General features: G+C 41.1%; 13 protein-coding genes. 4 read left to right on the top strand and 9 right to left on the bottom strand.

The window, feature by feature from the left end; translation table 11 throughout:
• Positions 1 to 177: 177 nt before the first annotated feature.
• Positions 178 to 2,121, top strand: a complete 1,944-nt coding sequence (locus RQP18_RS03335; RefSeq protein ID WP_342388744.1) for a hypothetical protein — start codon at positions 178 to 180, stop codon at positions 2,119 to 2,121.
• Between the two features lie 2 nt (positions 2,122 to 2,123).
• On the opposite strand, the gene RQP18_RS03330 is transcribed toward RQP18_RS03335, so the two are convergent.
• The 3 genes from RQP18_RS03330 to RQP18_RS03320 form a co-directional block, all read right to left on the bottom strand.
• The gene (locus RQP18_RS03330) at positions 2,124 to 2,372 is read right to left on the bottom strand and encodes a hypothetical protein (protein ID WP_373446115.1); all 249 of its coding nucleotides are present in this window, start codon (positions 2,370 to 2,372) and stop codon (positions 2,124 to 2,126) included.
• Positions 2,373 to 2,525: 153 nt separating this feature from the next.
• Positions 2,526 to 4,553, bottom strand: a complete 2,028-nt coding sequence (locus tag RQP18_RS03325) for an acyltransferase family protein (RefSeq protein ID WP_373446114.1) — start codon at positions 4,551 to 4,553, stop codon at positions 2,526 to 2,528.
• Positions 4,554 to 4,732: 179 nt separating this feature from the next.
• Positions 4,733 to 5,911, bottom strand: coding sequence for a glycosyltransferase family 4 protein (locus tag RQP18_RS03320; protein ID WP_342388742.1), 1,179 nt, complete (start codon positions 5,909 to 5,911; stop codon positions 4,733 to 4,735).
• A 162-nt stretch (positions 5,912 to 6,073) separates the two neighbouring features.
• Here RQP18_RS03320 and RQP18_RS03315 point away from each other — a divergent pair, with 162 nt between their 5' ends.
• Entirely contained in the window at positions 6,074 to 8,059 is a 1,986-nt protein-coding gene (locus RQP18_RS03315) for an acyltransferase family protein (RefSeq protein WP_342388741.1), read from the top strand.
• A gap of 102 nt (positions 8,060 to 8,161) precedes the next feature.
• Here RQP18_RS03315 and RQP18_RS03310 read toward each other — a convergent pair whose 3' ends face one another.
• Positions 8,162 to 9,415 (bottom strand): nucleotide sugar dehydrogenase, encoded by a 1,254-nt coding sequence (locus RQP18_RS03310; protein ID WP_342388740.1) that lies wholly within the window; start codon positions 9,413 to 9,415, stop codon positions 8,162 to 8,164.
• Positions 9,416 to 9,499: 84 nt separating this feature from the next.
• Positions 9,500 to 10,594, bottom strand: coding sequence for a glycosyltransferase family 4 protein (locus RQP18_RS03305; RefSeq protein WP_342388739.1), 1,095 nt, complete (start codon positions 10,592 to 10,594; stop codon positions 9,500 to 9,502).
• Between the two features lie 235 nt (positions 10,595 to 10,829).
• On the opposite strand from RQP18_RS03305, the gene RQP18_RS03300 reads away from it, so the two are divergent.
• Positions 10,830 to 12,011 carry an ATP-grasp domain-containing protein gene (locus RQP18_RS03300; protein WP_342388738.1) on the top strand — a complete coding sequence of 394 codons (1,182 nt, stop codon included), beginning with the start codon at positions 10,830 to 10,832 and terminating at the stop codon, positions 12,009 to 12,011.
• 30 nt (positions 12,012 to 12,041) lie between these two features.
• Complete coding sequence (locus RQP18_RS03295) at positions 12,042 to 13,214, top strand: hypothetical protein (protein ID WP_342388737.1); 1,173 nt, start codon at positions 12,042 to 12,044, stop codon at positions 13,212 to 13,214.
• On the opposite strand, the gene RQP18_RS03290 is transcribed toward RQP18_RS03295, so the two are convergent.
• From RQP18_RS03290 to RQP18_RS03275, 4 genes are read right to left on the bottom strand one after another with little or no spacing between them, the layout of a single operon-like run.
• Complete coding sequence (locus RQP18_RS03290) at positions 13,203 to 14,150, bottom strand: ABC transporter ATP-binding protein (protein WP_342388736.1); 948 nt, start codon at positions 14,148 to 14,150, stop codon at positions 13,203 to 13,205. The two genes, RQP18_RS03295 and RQP18_RS03290, sit on opposite strands and share 12 nt — an antisense overlap.
• 26 nt (positions 14,151 to 14,176) lie before the next feature.
• Positions 14,177 to 15,463 carry a glycosyltransferase gene (locus tag RQP18_RS03285; RefSeq protein WP_342388735.1) on the bottom strand — a complete coding sequence of 429 codons (1,287 nt, stop codon included), beginning with the start codon at positions 15,461 to 15,463 and terminating at the stop codon, positions 14,177 to 14,179.
• 20 nt (positions 15,464 to 15,483) lie between these two features.
• Complete coding sequence (locus RQP18_RS03280) at positions 15,484 to 17,238, bottom strand: heparinase II/III domain-containing protein (protein WP_342388734.1); 1,755 nt, start codon at positions 17,236 to 17,238, stop codon at positions 15,484 to 15,486.
• 9 nt (positions 17,239 to 17,247) lie between these two features.
• Positions 17,248 to 19,086, bottom strand: a complete 1,839-nt coding sequence (locus RQP18_RS03275) for a hypothetical protein (RefSeq protein WP_342388733.1) — start codon at positions 19,084 to 19,086, stop codon at positions 17,248 to 17,250.
• Position 19,087 lies beyond the last annotated feature (1 nt).

Raw genomic sequence — 19,087 nt, 5'->3', positions numbered from 1 at the left:
GACAGCGTGCAAAATTCTTCAATTTTATGAGACTTCAATTTTTCCACCTATATCATCAATATGTGATGAAGGGCTCCACCTACAGTTAATGACTGTGAAAGATTAAAGTGATAATATAGCAGTTGATGCGAGCTAGATTTTCCATCTTTTAAATTTAAAGAAAGAAGGAGTTAGAGTATGGCAGTAGTGAAGCTTTATCAATTCGGATATGCATTTTCAGATTACGAACTCAGAAACATACCCGATCATTTCAAAAAAATAGACATTCTTAAAAAGTATAATTATTACTATGATAGTGAGATCGATCTATACTCATTGGAGCGAAAAAATTGTTTTATAATCGTCAATGGACATTTCGTATATGTTGATGCCAACCAGGTTCTTCCAGAAGACGAAGTGATGAATAGGCTATTGGATGTCTATTTTGAAAACTATGAGGCATTTCTGTCAATGATAGACCATATGGCTGGGAGATATGTAATCATCATAGGTGACACACGGCATGTGAATGTCTATCCGGATGCCATAAATACAAGGTCGACATACTTTGCTACAGATAGAAATATCATGGCATCCCATGTCAATCTTATTGCTGAAAATGGTTCCTATGAAAAAGTGGAGCTATATGACGAGGTGCCCAGGCTGAACAATATCCTGCTCCATACACCATATGAAAATATCAAAAGTTTGATTCCGAACCATACTCTCGATTTCAATTTAAAAACATTAACAAGATTTTTCCCTAGAAAAAATAATAGATATAAATTAATGGATAATGAAGAAAAACTTAAATTAATAGAGGTTTTCTGGAAAAAACAACTGGACCAATACTTTAAAAAATATGACGACTTCGTCTTGTCTCTTTCCGGAGGAAACGACAGTAGGGTCACTTTAGCAATGGTCAAAGAACACATGGATGATATAGCATTCTTCACTTTTGGAACTTCTGTTGAAGAAATAGACCAGTCAGACAGGTCGGCGAGAATATACGAAAAAGATAAGTTAATAGTGCAACAGATGCTTGAGAACATCGACTTGGACCATACTTTCTATTATTTTGATGATGATCCGAAAACCATAGACCAAGATGACCTGGATATATTGGAAAGAAACAGTCTCCATACGCTCACTCAAAAAACCCTGCCTTACCTCCAAAGCTTCTTTCGAAGTAAAAATATGATGCACATCAGAACAAACTTGTTGGAGCTTGCCCGTGCAAAGTTTCTTCAGCCATACCAGAACAATGAATTAAATGCCTCAAGGAAAAGATTCAAAAAGACTTTCCATAAATATGTGAATGACTCCAATGAGAGTCATTTTAACCACTTGTTTGATGCATTTGTAACCGAAACAAATTTTGGTGTAGGAATATATGACTATCACATCCTAGACATCCATTATTGGGAGATATATATCGGTAGATGGTATGCAGAAGTTCTTAACAGTCAGGATTCCATTTATAACACAATAAGCCCTTTCAACCATAGAGCCATGATTGATGTTTCTCTCTCATTCTCTTATAAGCAACGTGTAGACAATTTCCTATCCAGAGAATTAATCAACCGCAACTATCCCATGCTTAATTTCTATGGCATAAACAACATCAAAAACCTATATGAACAAAATAAGGAAGAAAATTCGGAGAAAAACCTTATCTTTGATGAGTTTTACACTTATAACCCAAAGACCAGAATAAAAGTAACGAAGAAAAATGCGCAGAATTCCTTCTTTCTTGAGAAAGATGAACTGTATAAGAGTGCCTATGCAGAAACCTCTTTATATTTCGACAAGGAATATGGTATTGCAGAGATTGACTTGTTAAATCAGTACTCTTCCACAAAACATAAAAATTACATGAGGTATGAAGTTTATGTTAACGATAACCTGATGTTATATGAGGATGTTTCCGCTTGGCAGCTTGCGAACAATATTGTCCTCACTAATCTTGCCCAAGGGGATGTGATAAGAATAAGGGTTAGAGCCCTAAGAGACGTCGCCACCAAGGCTTGGGAGAAGGCTTCAAGAATAAGTGTAAGAAAGTTTAATACAGTTAAGAAAGAAGATGAATTCGACAGAAGAGTCTATTGCAACAGTCCTTTCTCTTCCATCCTCGGCAACTAGTCTTAAAACCACAACCCAACTGTATTGAATATATTCAGGGGAGTGCTATGGAAAGTTTCGGCAAATACTGTAACTGATATGCATTTTTCAAGTGCTGTGGCCAATTTGCCAATATCATTCTCCCAAGAGAGCTTCCATTCAGCAGTGCCTTGTAATTTTTTCCGACATGTCTCCTCAATGACTTCATTATCTTTACCTGATTGATGGGTGTGATAACCTCTTCTGCGGTTACCTGCTTTTTTGCAGCTCATGCCTGGTCGTTTTCAATCATACTGTTGATATAGCCACCGAAGCATGTATCTATTACTTTAATACAGGGGACAGAATAATTACATGAAGAAAGCTCCAAGAGAGCTTTCATCTTGCTTGAAAACTTTCTCAGAACTTGAGCAATCATCTGCTTGTCATTTTTCCATACTTTCCAACTTCTCTACCAGGTCCTCCTTGACAAAGGGACCCAAGGATTCAGCATAACTGTTCGACATATGGAACCCATCGAAGTATACGATGCGCTTCCCAATAATGGCCGGACAGCTGCCGTCTGGACAGAAATACTCCGAGTAGTCATACTCAGTCACATTGGAAGGCTTATTCTCCACCTTGCTCCATTTGCTTGGCTGCGGTACATATTCTTCTGCAGAAATCACACACTCTTCGTGGTCTATATTTTTAGGGTTTGCGCACAGGTTCATGTCGAACAGTGGGCGTGGGTTGTTCCTGATTCCAAATATTTCAATGCCATGCGTCTCCAGCTCCCGATACAATTCAACCCTTTCAGGCTCTACTTCCGGTACGGTCGGTGTCCCTACGTCCGTATTTACGATAATCAAATCGGCCTGTAGTTCGATCACCTTCTCTTTGGCCATCTGGTTCCATCTACGGCAATCCGGCGACATCTCTTCCCCGACGCCTTCTCCGTTGAAACGGCAGCTAATCTTAGTGATATTATAAATCTTGATATTCTCTTCCTCTGCGAAGGTCTCCAATGTCCCAAGCCAAGGCACGACATGAGATCCCCCCACCAATATTACTTCGTATTTCGGATTCTCCAAATCTCCGTATTCGCATACCGGCAAATCTTGTTGGCCATCTTCATGATGGCATCCGATTTCGTAGGTGTTGGCTACATCACTCTCCAAATTCGTAGGATTCGGCAGCAGTGGGGTGTTTCTGTCATAGAAGATGTCCATATCGTTTTCCACTGCCATCGCTCCCGGGAAATCCTGTGCCGAGGCCATCGTACTTTCAGCTATATTCTCTTTAATCGAACTGCTCCATACCGTATTGGCTATGAAGACGGGGATCGCCATTATTAGTAATGCGGCAGCTACCTTTGGACGATAATTCTTTTTCCCCTTTATACTTCTGATCGGTTTTTCGACCACATTTGTTACTATCCAGGACAACACAAATGACACCAGGATGATGAGGATACCGTGGATGACCGGTATCTCTTTCGTGTTCATCACCGCATAATAGAATGCCACTATCGGCCAATGCCACAAGTACAGCCCATACGAATAGCCGCCCAGTTTTCTCATTGGCCTGGATCCCAGGAACTTCTCTACTCCGAATCTTGTAGGGTTTTCTCCGGCGGACAGGACAAGTATTGCTGCTACAACCGGCCAAAGGGCGACATAACCAGGGAATCGCCCGCCCACATCAAGCAGGAGGCCACAGCTGACAAGCGCAATCAGACCCAGCCAGCCTGCCAAGCCACTCATCAATGCAGGGAGCTTAATTCTGGTGATGAATAGGAATAGCAGACCGCCAAGGGCAAATTCCCACACCCGCGTCCTCGTATCAAAATATGCCCAAGGCTGGTTTACTTCCGTCAGGTAGATGGAATAGCCGAAGGACGCAACCGTCAGGAGCGTCAGAATGACAAATAAAGTCTTTTTGATTTCCCTTTTCAGCTTTTGGCTTGTCCAAAGGGCAGCCATGATGATAAAGAACCAAATGACATAAAACTGACCCTGGATGCTCATTGCCCAAAAATGCTGTACAGGACTTTTCTCATTCGTCTGGTCCAGATAATTCGTATTTGATAGGGCGAGCTGCCAGTTTTCATAATAGAAGATTGAAGCGAACACTTCTTTGATCGTCTGGGTCCACTGAGTTTCAGGCAAAATAAAGTAGCTTGTTATGATTACGGTGAGAAGGACAGTAAAGGCGGCAGGAAACAATCGTTTTGCAAGTCCCAATATGAAGTCGAAGAAATTGACCGTACCATCTTTCCTTACTTTCGATAACAAAGAGGCAGTAATCAGAAAACCGGATACTAAGAAAAATACATCTACACCGCCCGATACCCTCTGCATCCATATGTGATAGATTGCAACGAGCAGGGCTGCTACGATACGCAAACCTTCGATTTCAGGCCTGAACCGCTTCCTCTGCATGTCCATCTCGGAGTTTGATTCCGTCATCATAACACCTTCTTTATATTTTGCTGAATATGTGATGTAATTATACATCATCTTTTACTGAAAATTCAATAAATTTTATTACTTTATAAATTTTGTAAAATGGAACAGTAGAGGATTCGACCATTCCTCTAAAGCTCTTCACATTAAACAAGCGATGTGTCCTTTAGGACACATCGCTTTTACTAGCTTTGCAGAAACTTCTCAAGCTTCTCTATATTGTTTTCCCACAGGAACTTCTCGTCCAATAGTACCCTGGAGTTCTCACGGTATGAGGCTTCAAGCTTATCATTATCCTTGATGTTTTCAATCGCTTCGATGATTTCTTCAGCCGTTGCCTTTTCTTTTGCAAACCCTACCTTGTAGTTGTTGATCATGCTGTTGGTGTAGCCGCCAAGGTTCGTCACCACCGGAATGCCGCACCCGATGCCATCGATGATCTTTCCTGGAAGCACATTCAGGAACACATCACTCTCTTTAAGCAATGAGAGCTGGACGCTGTGGTGCCGGATCATATCCAGACATTCCGACCGACTCTTCTCTTCGTGGGTATGCACGTACTTGAAATTATGCTTTTTGATATAGTGGTTGAATTTGTGTGCATTCACCCCATACCCGATGACGTTGAATATAATCTGTCTATCCTCCAGCATATGGGCCACTTCAATTAATTGTTCATAGCTCTGGGCGAACCCAATGTTCCCCGTATAGATGACTTTGAAGTCTTCCGGCGGCTGCCTGAAGCCTACTTCGTCCTCCGTGAAGGCATTCGGGATGAAAATCTGGGTCTTGAGCGGTGCCATCCTGGCAATGTGGGCCCGGAAGCCCTCATTGTTGATGACGATCTTATCCGCCTTACGGTACATCATCTTCTCCATGAACTTGAGCGTGGGATAGAATTTATCAATGTTGATCTTCTCGATATCCCGAACACTATCCGGCCATAAATCCCGCACTTCAAGAATCCGTCTGGTTGATTTTACCTTCTTCTGAAAGAAGAACGTCGCCCATGGAAGGAAGATATTCGGCGTCGTCACATAAACTGCGTCGTATTCATGCTGGTACTTTCTTATGTAGGTGCGCACTTTGTAGGACAATTCCAAATAGTATAGCATACGTGAAGCCATCGTTTTGCCCTGCTTACTGCTGCGCATATTGAGGCGCAGTATATCACTTGATTCGTTGATCAGAGGTTCGTTCCAATACTTGTCATCCTGATACATCTTGGCATTTGGATATGTCGGATGGGTTGTAAGCACTGTCACTTCATGATTCTTCGAAAGCTGCACATATAAATTTTTAAATCTATTCGCACCTGAACCGATCTCAGGATAGAAATTCTGTGTAATGAGTAGAATTTTCATTGGGTCACCTTTAGGTTTTATTATCTTACTCCAATCATAAATAATATCATGAATACCAGCCAACTGGAACTGGATGAATGCATTCTTTAAAAATCCAGCATATCTTTTTACATAAATTGGTGTATAATAAATATTTGAATTTTAAATAAGGAGAATGTCAAAATGCATCAGAATATTGAATTGGAAAGAAAGTTCCGACCAGAGATCGAGGGCTTGCGTATCATTGCTGCTTTACTGGTTGCTGTATACCATATATGGCTTGGGCGGATTTCTGGTGGCGTGGATGTATTTTTTGTAATTTCAGGTTTTCTGATTACCACATCCATCATTTCAGGCTACAACAGAACTGGAAACTTCAAATTCTTTCCTTACATAACCAATCTGGTGAAACGCTTACTTCCTTCAGTAATTGTCGTACTACTTATGATTATACTTCTCAGCACATTCTTATTGCCACGTTCAATTATTGATAAAACATTTAAAGAATTCATTGCTTCCCTTCTGTACTATCAAAACTGGCAACTTGCCTTTTCCAATACAGATTATCTTGACAGGGAACAAATGAGTACACCACTGGAACACTTCTGGGCGATGTCGATACAGGGTCAGTTCTATCTGGTCTGGTTTATTGTTTTCACACTTGTCTTTATTATACTGAAGCGTAAAATTGAATGGAATGGGAAGAGGTTGATTAATACTGTACTTGGTTTCATATTTTTAGCCTCTCTCAGCTATTCCATCTATCTGACTGACATCAATCAGCCATGGGCGTATTTCGATGTCAGCACTAGAGTATGGGAGTTTTCCCTGGGTGGTCTCCTTGCAGTAAATCTTTCTCGTATTTCCTTGCCAAGCCTGCTCGGTGACATCATTGGCTGGCTGGGTCTTGTTGGACTTTTTCTGACAGGTATCATATTCGATGTATCCACAATGTTTCCTGGCTATATTGCATTGTGGCCAATGTTATGTGCTGTCTTCATTTTAGTCTCAGGAAATATGGAGACAAAATTTGGAGTTAAAAATTTCCTTGGCAACAGATGGATGAGAAAAGCTGGTGGGATGGCATTTGGACTATATCTATGGCACTGGGTCCTTCTGTCTTTCTATCAGTATCATAACGAGGGAACGCCTACTCTGTTTGCAGGAGCCATTATCATACTCCTCTCCTTCGTCTTGTCTTGGGTTGTTACTGTCTTTGTAGAACGGCCAATACGAATCATGCCCACTGGGGTCAGGCCTCTCGGTCTCATCGTTGTGGGGGTGGTCATGAACTTTGCTCTGTTATTCAGTCTCTACTATTATTATAGCTCTGGTACTTCAGACATTGATGGTGAGTATATAACAGAAGATTATCCGGGTGCTGTAGCAATAAAGGAAGATCTAGACCTCGAAGCTCATGAGCCTATTCCATCTTTCTCCCAAGTTCAGGATGACCTTGCAGATGTATATGAAGATGAATTGGTTCAATCTCGGAATGGTTCCAGCCTGAAAATAGGAGAGTATGGAGTGACTGAAAACCATGATTACACCGTGGCTCTAGTAGGAAGCTCATATTCAGCACACTACTTGGGCGCACTCCAACAATTTTCTGAAGAAATGGATATAAAAATTCTCACGCTCCTACAAGTCGGCAGTTGGTTCTCCGCTGATCATGAGCCTGGGCCGAAAAAAGAGTGGAATGATAACGCTATGGCTTACTTGGATGAAAATAAGCAAAAAATTGACCTTGTCATTGCAAGTGCTGATATCGGCTCCCTCAAGTATCCGAAACCACCGGAGGGGATGGTGGAACAACTCAATAAAATCGGAGACGATATTGGCTTGCCAGTGATGGCAATACGAGGAAATCGCCGTTTCGGGTTCAATATACCAGAGTACCTTGATCAATATGGGTATGAAGCCACCAAGGAGAAAATGCTCACTCTAGAACCACTAAGTGATACACCTCCATGGGACCGGGTTGAGTACAAGTCTCCTAAAATTCATTATGTAGATTACAATGAATACTTCAAAGTAGATGGAGAATATGAACCTATAATAGGAAATATTCTTATCTACTTTGATGGAGGACACATCAACAACACTTATTCACAGTCATTGGGTCCTATTCTGAAAGACGATGTAATAGAGCTTCTTGAGACGAATTAAAACATTCATTTCTTCTGAAAAATATAATTTGATATATTATACTTAAAAATAATGCGGCTATGGAATCAACTTTTCCACGGCCGCATACTTTTATGATAACTTTTATATTTTTTGGATATTCCCATAATTATAATACTCTACTTCTGAGAATTCATTTTTCATGATATTTTTGGTGTCGAAGATATATGCATTCTTCATCGTGGAAAAATCATCGTCCGTCATTTCTTTGAACTGGCTGTGATCACTCAGTACCAGTACCAATGAGCTGTCGGCGACTGCCTTCTTCACGTCTTTTTCAACCCAGTCCATTTTGACGTGTGGATCATACGCCACCACGTCGAGATTCTCATCTTTCCTGAGCATTTCATAGATGTCGAATGCTGGGGATTCACGGATGTCATCCACATCGCCCTTGTATGTCAATCCGAAGACTGTAACTTTGTCGCCACCGAGTTTGGAAAGGATTTCCTTCGTATATTCGACCACATATTCCGGCATGGAATTATTGATTTCCCGAGCCTTTTGAATCAATGGGGATTTTTCTGGCGCTTCGGCAATGATGAAGTATGGATCTACTGCCAGACAGTGCCCGCCTACCCCTGGTCCTGGTGTATGCAGGTTTACACGTGGGTGCTTGTTTGCCATTTTGATGACTTCATGTACATTGATATCGAGGTGGTTGCATATCTTAGCCAGTTCATTCGCCAGTGCGATATTGACATCACGATATGTGTTCTCCATCAATTTTGACATCTCTGCTGCCTTAGCATTAGTTTCAATCATTTCACCTTTGACGAATGTCCCGTAAACCTTCTTTCCAGCTTCCACGCATGCTGGTGTTATACCCCCGATGATGCGATTATTGTAGATGAGTTCCTCCATGATCTTACCTGGTAAAACCCGTTCTGGACAGTGCACAAGGAAGACATCCTCCCCGATGGTGAAGCCCTGCTCCTCCAGATACGGAGCGACATTGTCATCCATCGTTCTTGGAGCAATAGTGGATTCAACAATTACTGTGTCCCCTTCCTTAAGAAGCGGTACTATACTCTTTACACCGGACATGACAATGGAGATGTCACAGGACTTGAATTCATCATCATTGTTCGGTGTCGGGACAGCAACGATGTAGACATCCGCTTGTTCCGGTTTCGTTGATGCCCGGAAGGTACCCTGCTCAATCACTTCTTCAAGTGCCTCCTGCAGACCAGGCTCTTCGATGTGGATCTGTCCATTATTCAAGCTGTCCACTGCTTCCTGCTTGATATCTACACCAAGTACATTCACTCCATGTTTTGCGAACATGATGGATGTCGGCAGACCAATATATCCAAGGCCGATTGTAGTAAGTTTCATGCGTAAATCCTTCTTTCTTATTTAAATAATATAGTGATAGTATATCAAAATTGTATAGTTTTCATAATTCAAACAGTTAATACTCTACGTGGTTCTGCCCAATATGACCATAGAATACAGCATCCTCAATCTTTGGTTGATATCCTCTTCCTTATAGAATTCATTAGCAATCATCTGACTGAATTCACCAACCTGCTTCCTATTCTCTTCATAAGCCAGAAAATCAAGATCTTTTTCTATCGACCCATCTGTATAGTCTTCAAACTTGCGTCCGTAGCCACCGAAGTTGTTATATACTCCATACTGCCAACTTTCCCCGTCTATAAGACCAATGAACCGCTTACTCCCTACAGCAATTACCGGCTTGCCACAGGCCATCGCTTCTATCACACATCGTCCGGGCGCCACGACAATATCACAGGAATTATATGCTTTATTAAGCTCCTTGTCTTCCTTCCATCCTAAGAAATTCAGCTTGTGGCCGCCAGGGCTTTTATCAATGATTTCTTTGAAGTCCTCCAGTACTTCACCCTTTAGAGTACCGTCTCCTACAATCATGAATTCGACTTCCTGCTCAAATGTATCTACTATATGCTGTAGGCCAATTCTAAAGATGTCTATAATGAATTGTTTATCCTGATCGAGCCTTGTCACCAATCCTACTTTTAACTTCTTTTTCCCAAGACCCAAGATTTTCTTTCTGGGCTTGAAGACCTGATCATTGTACCCATTGGGAAAAACGTAAAACTTCTCTTTATGCGTCTGAATCTTAGTCTGAAGGAATGTCTTAACACCTTCTGATACGGTAATTATTCCATTCAAACCATCCGCATATCTCTTCAAACTGTCGTACCACATACCGTGGAAAGTTGCGAATGCAGGAACTTGATGCCGCTGACTATATTTTATACCGACCTTTCTCGACGGGCCAGGATGCATATGCACAGCGTCAAACTCGATGCCCAGTGCTTCAATATCTTCTACCGTTTTTTCCAGATCATTGTAATCAGTACTAACAGTATGTATCCCGATATCATTAAATCTTTTCTGGAGCTGCCCTTCCTTTAGAACAACCCATACATCATCCCCTTGGGACTTCATGTATTTCGCAGTGGCATATACATTTTCATGCAGGCCCCCCTGAGGCGAGTTGAAATGGATAAGGTAGAGTAAATTCATATATATCACCTGTTCTGTTGATAGTGATTTGTGCTTATCTTTAACATTATAGTTGAAAGTCTCCCAAAAAGATATTATATAGAAGATTGCCTGCAACGTCCATAAAAATGCAGAATGTTCATCCTCTGCCCTTTAGATACTCATAGTACAGTGGCAAGGGCCCTTATGTTATATTATATTAGTATTTGAGAATATACCTATAATCAATGACCTGGATAGGAGAAAAGGGATTATAATGAGAGAAAATCAAGTGGAATATATCATTGAGTCAGTGTCAGATCTGGAACGAAATAGATACAAATATAATGTCGAACTTGACTCATTCAATTTGGCAGTCAGAACCTTGGAGGATATGGGAAAGGACTACGAGTTCTTAAAAGAGGGGAAAAATCCCCAGATCGCCATATATAATAACGGCAGGTTAGCGGCTCCCTTCAAACGGCATCGCTATCCATCCAACGCCGATGTTGCAAGAAAAATTTGTGATAATAAGATTTCTACAGAAAATTTCCTTAAGGCCAATAATATTATGACCACAAACTCAAAGGTGTTTAATGCATCTGAATTTTCAGAGGCCAGGAATTATGCATATGGCTCACAGAACGCCATAGTCATCAAACCATTGAACTTGAGCGGCGGGAAAGGCGTTTCCATCGATGTAAAGAAGGAAGACTTTGAATATGCTTGGAACTATGCAGTAAAAGCCCAACAAGACAGCGATATAGAAAATCCTAAAGTTATAATACAGGATATGGTCGACGGGTTTGAAATCAGGTTCACTGTGATAGAAGGACTTTTCTTTTCCGCAACACTGAGAATGCCTGCATATGTTGTCGGAGATGGAAAATCATCAGTAGACCGGCTCATCGACCAGAAGAACAAGATCAGGAAAAGGTCTGGGTATTTCAAGAAGATGCTGATAAGAAAAAACGAACACCTTGACCACCTATTATCTTCAAAAGGATTTGCCCTTGATAGTGTATTGGATGAGGGGGAGCCACTCCTGCTTCACAGGGTATCGAATACTCACTTTGGAGGAGAAACGTTCAATATCACCCATCTCGTAAGCAAAGAATTGAAAGAGCAGGCTGAAAATGCAATTGCGGCTATCCCTGGCCTCCATACTGCCGGACTTGATATGATGATCCGCTCGTTTGAGGACACTCAGGGTACAGTGATTGAAACGAACTTCAGACCAGCATTCCAATTTCTTTACTATCCGTATAAGGGGGCGCCCGTCGACCCTCTTAAATATCATTTCGAGATATTTTTCCTTGAAGATAGCATGAAACAAGGAGAACTCAACATTAATGATTTGACGCCAACTAATCAAAGACTCCTTAAGGCCAGATACTCTTTCCTCTACAAAAAACAGCAGTATATTACAAAGGCAATCCAAACGATGAACCTATTCTAAAGTCAGGAGAACCAGATAAGGAGATGAAACATGCTACAGTCAGAAATACTTGATCTGATCAATCATTTCAAAAATGAACCCTATAAAATCTTCCCTTCAGACTCTCCAAAAAGCTCCCACGCTAATATCAAGATGTGTGCTGAAGCTCTCGGAATGACAGTCAAGAACGAAGACAGATATACTGAACTTTACGAAGGTGAGCAATTTGTAGGGTTTATAAATAAATTGCACCCTCATACCACTCAAAACATTGCCTATCGTATCTGTAATGATAAATACCTTACAGAACTTTTTCTTAAAACGGCCGGCTATGAAACCTTTAACTCGTGTTTGGCACATGTAACTGAATATGAAAAGGCCAAAGAATATGCAGAAAAATTGAATGGCCCCTTTGTTGTGAAACCACTTGCACTCAATGCAGGCGATGGCATCACTGCGGATATTACAATTGAGGATTTCGACCAAGCTTGGAGCTATTGTTTTGAGGCACAAAGGAAGAAGAGAAAACGCTTGAAGTACTCCCTCATCCAACCATATTTCAAGGGCATAGATCTGAGGGTCATGATTGTCCATGGACGGTTCGTCTCTGCTGTACTTAGGCTGCCGGCTTTTATAGTCGGTGATGGCATCAATACTGTTGAAAATCTCGTGAACAATAAGAACAAGCTAAGAAAGGATCATTTGACGGCAAAAAGCATAAAAATCACGGATACTACCTACCAACTTCTGAAGAAGCAGCACTTAAGCACTAGCTCTATACCTGAAAAAGACAGAACTGTACTGCTCCATACAGCCAATAATCTCTCGCTAGGCGGGGAATCAATAGAAGTAAGCGATCATATCACTGAAGAATTGAAGCGTTTTTGTGCAGACAGTGTCAAGGCCATACCGGGACTGACCACTGCAGGTATCGACGTCATGATCAAGGATTTCTCCGCCCATTCCGGCCTCATTATGGAGGCTAATATAAATCCGAACCCGAATGTACACGAATTCCCACAGAAAGGTGGGCAGAAGCATCCAGTAAGAGAATTGGTCCATGGACTATATGAGCTCTTCAAATATCAACAGAGAAGAGCAGATTATGACCATGAATTCATTGAACGGTATACCCGTCTTATATTTGAAAAAGAGACAATTACAAACAAACAAATGGTGAATAAAGAAGTCATAGAGTATTTAAAAAGCACCCTAGAAATTTAGGGTGCTTTTTATCACCTCTGTAACTGAATAGAGGCCAATTTGTTCAATTATCATTGTTACAAAACCAAGGAAGAGCGCTGCCGGAAATAGATAACTGTAAAATGGTGCTTTCTCTTCTTTGATTTCCACTTCTTCCTCGCCCTTTTTCTGCTGTTCGGCGATCATGTTCGCTTTATATTCCTTCTGATCTTCTTTTGACATCTTCTTATACTTTTCTATGAATTGAGCATACTTATTTGCTACAGGGACCACATTACCAAAAGCTTTCATTTCTCCATAATGGAGCCATATAGCTTTGTTGCACATTTTTGAAACTTGCTTTGCCGAGTGGCTGACAAAGAAGATGGTTTTACCCTGTTTTTGAAAATCTTTCATGCGGACTATACATTTGTTCGAAAAGGTTTCATCCCCCACTGAGAGTGCTTCATCAACTATCAGTACGTCCGGATCAGTATGGATTGCTATGGCAAAACCGAGTCTGGATTTCATCCCGCTCGAATAGCTTTTTATCGGTTGTGATATAAAGTCGCCGAGTTCACTGAATTCTACTATATCGTCATACAATCCATCGATTTCCTGTTCACTCATTCCATGCATCAGACATTTCATCCGAATATTCTCGTGGCCGGTCAACTCAGAGTTAAGGCCTGCACTGATTGCAATCAGCCGGCTTTTACCATTGATGTAGATGTTTCCCGTCGTGGGTTCACTGACTTCCCCTAACAGATCGGACATGGTCGTCTTCCCTGATCCGTTTAATCCGATGATGCCTACAGAATCACCCGACTCCACTTCAAAATTAATATTCCTCAAAGCATAGAATGGCTTAGACTTTTTAAATGCACCAAAGGAGAAAAGGCTCTTCAGTTTGTCTATACGGCTTCTGTTAAGTTCATAAACCTTCGAAACATTTTCCACTTTCACTTTGTAAGTCATGTGAATGACCTTCTTTCAATAATTGACTATAGTTTTTCGTATATATCCAAAAGTTTCTGCTGTTCACTCTGCCAGTTGTATTTGTGCTTGGCGGTTGCACAATTTCTGCTTAATTCATTTCTTTTTTCTTCATTTTCCAAAAGGCTTTGTACAGCTTGCGTAATATTCCCCACCTGGCTTGCATCGATCGATACCCCAATATCCTCTTCCTCAATCACACGTTTGATCTCGGGAAAGTCACAGCCAACTACGGGAACATGGGCCATCATATACTCAAACAACTTATTTGAAGAGGCGGAATAATGGTTGAAACTCGTATTCTGCAGTACTTGAAAACCAAGGTAGGCTGATTTGGTATAGGACGGCAGGTCCTTAAGATAGACTTTTGGTATGAACTTGACTTTATCCTGCAGACTCTCTTCATTCACTCTGGTTTCCAGATACGGTTTGAGTTTACCATCTCCAATGAATACGAGAACTCCTTCTTCGATGGATTTCATCATTTCAACAAGCTGCTCTAGACCGCGTCCCATCTGCAGTCCGCCTTGATAAAGAAGAATCTTTTTATCACGAGGAATCTCGAGAAGATGGTGGATATCTTTCCCTTCTACTGCATTTATATCATAGGTGTCCGAATAATTATATAAAGGGGTTGGATAGTAATTGTACAATTTTTCATGGAATGTTGCACGAGTATGATTTTCCACAAGGGTTTGATCAACAAACTTGAGGAGAAACTTTTCAACTTTCATGGCGATCTCAGGGTTATACCCTGTACGATCAGTCTGTACTTCATGGGAATCGTATACAAGTGGTTTTCTATTGAATCTCATCTTTGAACATATTACACCTTGAGTAAGTGTATTCAAGTCATTCGAATGATAGATGTCTGCATTGTGGAAGTAACCACGTCCTATCATTTTCATGCTCCTGACCAGCTTGATTATATTCCCCCTTATGGAAGGGGAACGAACAGAAGTATACAAAACCAACAAGCCAATGAAGTAGGAAGAGAGCAACAACCAAGATATATAGAAAAGTGCCGGGGCAATGACCATGGTAGCTCCTGCTACAGAGATGATGAACTGCTTTCTATTCTTCTGATAGACTTCGAGCAGCCATGGATACATCGGCACTCTTTCCACAGAAAAATTTTTATTTACTTTTTCATACTTTCCGGCACGTCTATCATTCTTATTTTCAATCGCCAGTAGATTCACTTCATAACCATTGTTGCTCAGTGCCAGGCCTTCACGCATGACACGCGCATCGTTAGTAAAATGATTCCATACAAACATCGTAACTTTCTTCATATACTCATCCTTGGTTCCAGTTAGTAGTTGATTCTGAAGTGCTCTCCCTCTATTATCACTTCCATATGGGCATCATAAAATATTGGAGCCTCCATCTTATGACCACCCATGTTGATTGCTGTCACAAAATCGAAGCGTCTGCCTTTTTCAGTCAATGTCGAGTATTGGAGCTGATATGTGTCCGTTGATTTACCAAAACCCACTGTGTTTTTGGCAATAGCCTCTTCGTCCTCACCTTTAATAATATTCAATTCGTTTTGTTCAAACTGTTTAAGTGTTATGGAAGTCTCATCATGTGTCAACACAGTACCATCACTCTTGCTGTCGATTTTCACATCTTCATGAAGATTGAAGTTCTGGATGAGCTCTTCCTGCATTCCATATGCTTTATCGAGTATGAACACTAAGTCGTATTTATTGAAGCTTATCAGTACCCTTTCAAGCTTACGGCTCTCCGAAAAACTTTCATTGAGGCCAGAAACTAATGAAAACGCCTGGCCATGATAATATCCAGTATTTCTGACTTCACGTGTAAAACGGTTTTCATTCGTACGTTTGTATTTGATATCTTTTTCCCTGAAGAAGATTGTGGAGTGTGCAGGAGCACGCATCATATATCTTCTGATTGGAGATTTGCTATAGTTGAATTTCCCCGGATCAACAAAAAAATCTTTCTTATTATAGTTTAAAGTAATGCTTAAATCATCGAGATGCTTATGGACTCTTGTCGTATAGCCTGTGATGAAAGTCAAGTAGAAGGGGGCTGCACCATCTCTCTGTATTATATTCATCCCTGACTCAAAATCGTTGAAGTTGATATATTTCTTATTATTAAGGGGATACGAAGTATTGCTAGAATCTCCAATTGCCGGCAAATGCCCGTCAGGTTTGACAAGTATATCAAAATATTCATCAGCCTTATCGATATAGCGTATTATGAAATCACTGAATGAGCGGTTGCTCAGTTCGAGGTATTCCTGGATTTCCTTATACATATCGACGACCATCTGATGATAATCAGGTGAGTTTTCCAGGTGAACACCTTGGGCACTGAAGTTATACCAGAATGTTTCTGTAGCACGGCCGAACCCTTTCTCAAACAGGTCATCCCGATTCAGGAACGTTCCAAGAACCAGCAGGGTGCGGTCCATCATCAGACCATGATTATTGAAGTTGTATATATCTGGATTTGAAAGTACTTTAGCATGGCGGTCGAGCACCTCCATATACTTTGGAACATCATATTCAACCTTGTCTTTTGCATGGTACATGAACTGCATGATCAGCTGTGCTCTGTTGGCAGTCGGATGATCATACCACAGCATTTCATTTTCAGGTTCACTGAACATATATTCCATCCATGACTCGATGATGTCTTGTGATTTTCTCAGATACTTGGCTTCTGCTGTTTCCTCATACCTGATTGTCAGGTCATTGATGACCCTGAGAGACTGCAGGTAAAGTTGGTAGCTTTTTCCGTATTTTTTGTTCTTGGCGTCCCAGTTATAGCCATTTGCAAAATCAACCGGCTCAAAATTAGGAAACGGGATTATGACATCCTGAAGTGCGTTGTCGGCTATTTTTTCAGTCTGTGATGACTTCTTCTCAAACATGACAACCTGCTCCCTGGAGAGCCTATTCACATGGGAAAGCAGTTCGTCACCGGAGTCCTGAGGTACGATATCACCTGATTCATCAACCGATATGGGAGCTTCCACCCCTATATTATCGTCATCCTTGTTCAGTAAGGATTTTATTTTATTGCGTAGGGCCATTCGTTTCACCTACTTGAATATTTTTATTTTTGATGCGTCGAGCCATGATTTCTTGTTTTTATCTGATTCATAGAAATACCTGATTGATACTTTTTCATCTGGTTCCAATATTAGTTTCAGACCTTCATTCAGATCAATGATATCGAATGACCTGTCATTTATCTTAACGATAATGGCGCCCCTGCCTTTTTCATTAGTGTAAAACGATTGGATAGTAACAGGAAACTCGACCTCATTGTTATTTCTCAGTTCGACACTATACTTTTCATCTACTGAGAGCGGCAATGAAATTGGGACTACATCAATGTGCCCGCCCTGATTTATTGCAGTCAGGTTCTCGCATTTTTCAACTATCACATACTCCAGGCTGTTTTTGACAATTTTTCTGTCAGTACCTTCCCGAAGTAGGCTGTTGTAGCTTTCCATAAGGTTCTTACCGTCATTGATGGCGAAGAAATTGAGGATTGGCCAATGCCGATCTACTATTTTTTTTACGAAAGCCTGATTCTGCCGATCTTCTAGTGATGGCGAGAGAAGATGTTCTATCATTTTCCTTGAATTGAAGTGGTTGAATATATCCAGAGTATTGTCAGTCTCTTGGGTAATGTTGCTCTGAAAATTGCCGAGCCTGGATTCCAAGAACATGATATCGAGTGCATGATAGCCATGCAGGCCTTCCATATCAAGCAATGACCTTTTCATGAATCCTTTAATCAGTGATTCGAATGCTTCCTTGTTCTCTTCTCCCTTATAGACAGAGGGTGCCCACTTGGATATGCCCCTCATCATGTTATCAAAGGTGTTCTCATCATAAAGATGTTTGTCGTATGAGGATTTCCCTATGGATTGAATGGTAGATTTTATATGCAGTGCCCCAGCAAACTGTGGGCTTTCATTTAAATGTTTACTCAACTGATATGAGTGCTTTGAAGAAACGGTATTTTCTATCTTTTGAAAATACTTTTCTGTTTCCTTATCCCTCTCCGGGTCTATATGAAAGAACTCATGGTCAAGATTTAAATTATCCACTATTTCCATTACTATTTTTTCATCATTCGTGTACGCCTTCTTGAGTGTTCGGGAAGTCAATGAAGTTTCAGATTTTAAATATGTGAAGAATTTAACTTGATTCACAATCGGTTTGATCAAAGCAAGACTGACCCTCGAGTCCACCCCACCAGTCAGACTGAACTGCAAGTTCTTCTGCTGTTCCAGCCACTTGTTGCTTTCTTCGAAAAACAGACTACTCTCATCCACAAGCTCTTCCACAGATTTTTCAACACGTTCCTTGCGCGGGAAAACCCTTCTTCTGTCAAAACGTGTGACTTCAAGCTCCAACGAGGGGCTGAGTTTGTATACCCTGTCGGTATTTGTAAGGTCCAGAAACCCTTTATTATACAGCTTCGTCATCGAAAGCTTCTCCCCGTGGATGTCTTTGATGAAATTCCTCAGCAAATATTCATGACTCGAGACAAGACGGTAATCTTCATTATAGAATACCGGCTTGAAGCTGGTCGCATCTGAATACACGTAAACTTTATCCGCTTCTGTCAAAATGATGACATATCGTCCGTTGAGGTTATCAAGTTCCTCAAGCCGCGCTTCTTCATCTGCTTCGGCCAGTTCCTCAGCAATATCCGGGATGCTTCTGCCACTGTCTCTTATATCGTAGCAGTAGCCCAGTACAAATACTTTCCGGCCATCTTCCTCGGCCATCACAGGCAGATAGTCTTCAGAGGCATGCAGATGATAGCCGCCTGCAAGTTCATACCTTTGAAAATACGGGATTTTTTGATCATATTCTGAAATGAAAAACGCTTTGAATACTCTCCTTTTGAACTGATACAAG

Origin of the sequence: Salinicoccus sp. Bachu38, assembly GCF_038561955.2 — a bacterium.
Taxonomy (GTDB): Bacteria; Bacillota; Bacilli; order Staphylococcales; family Salinicoccaceae; genus Salinicoccus; species Salinicoccus bachuensis.
Note: the sequence above shows the minus strand (reverse complement) of the source record. Positions and strands in the feature narration are given on the sequence as shown.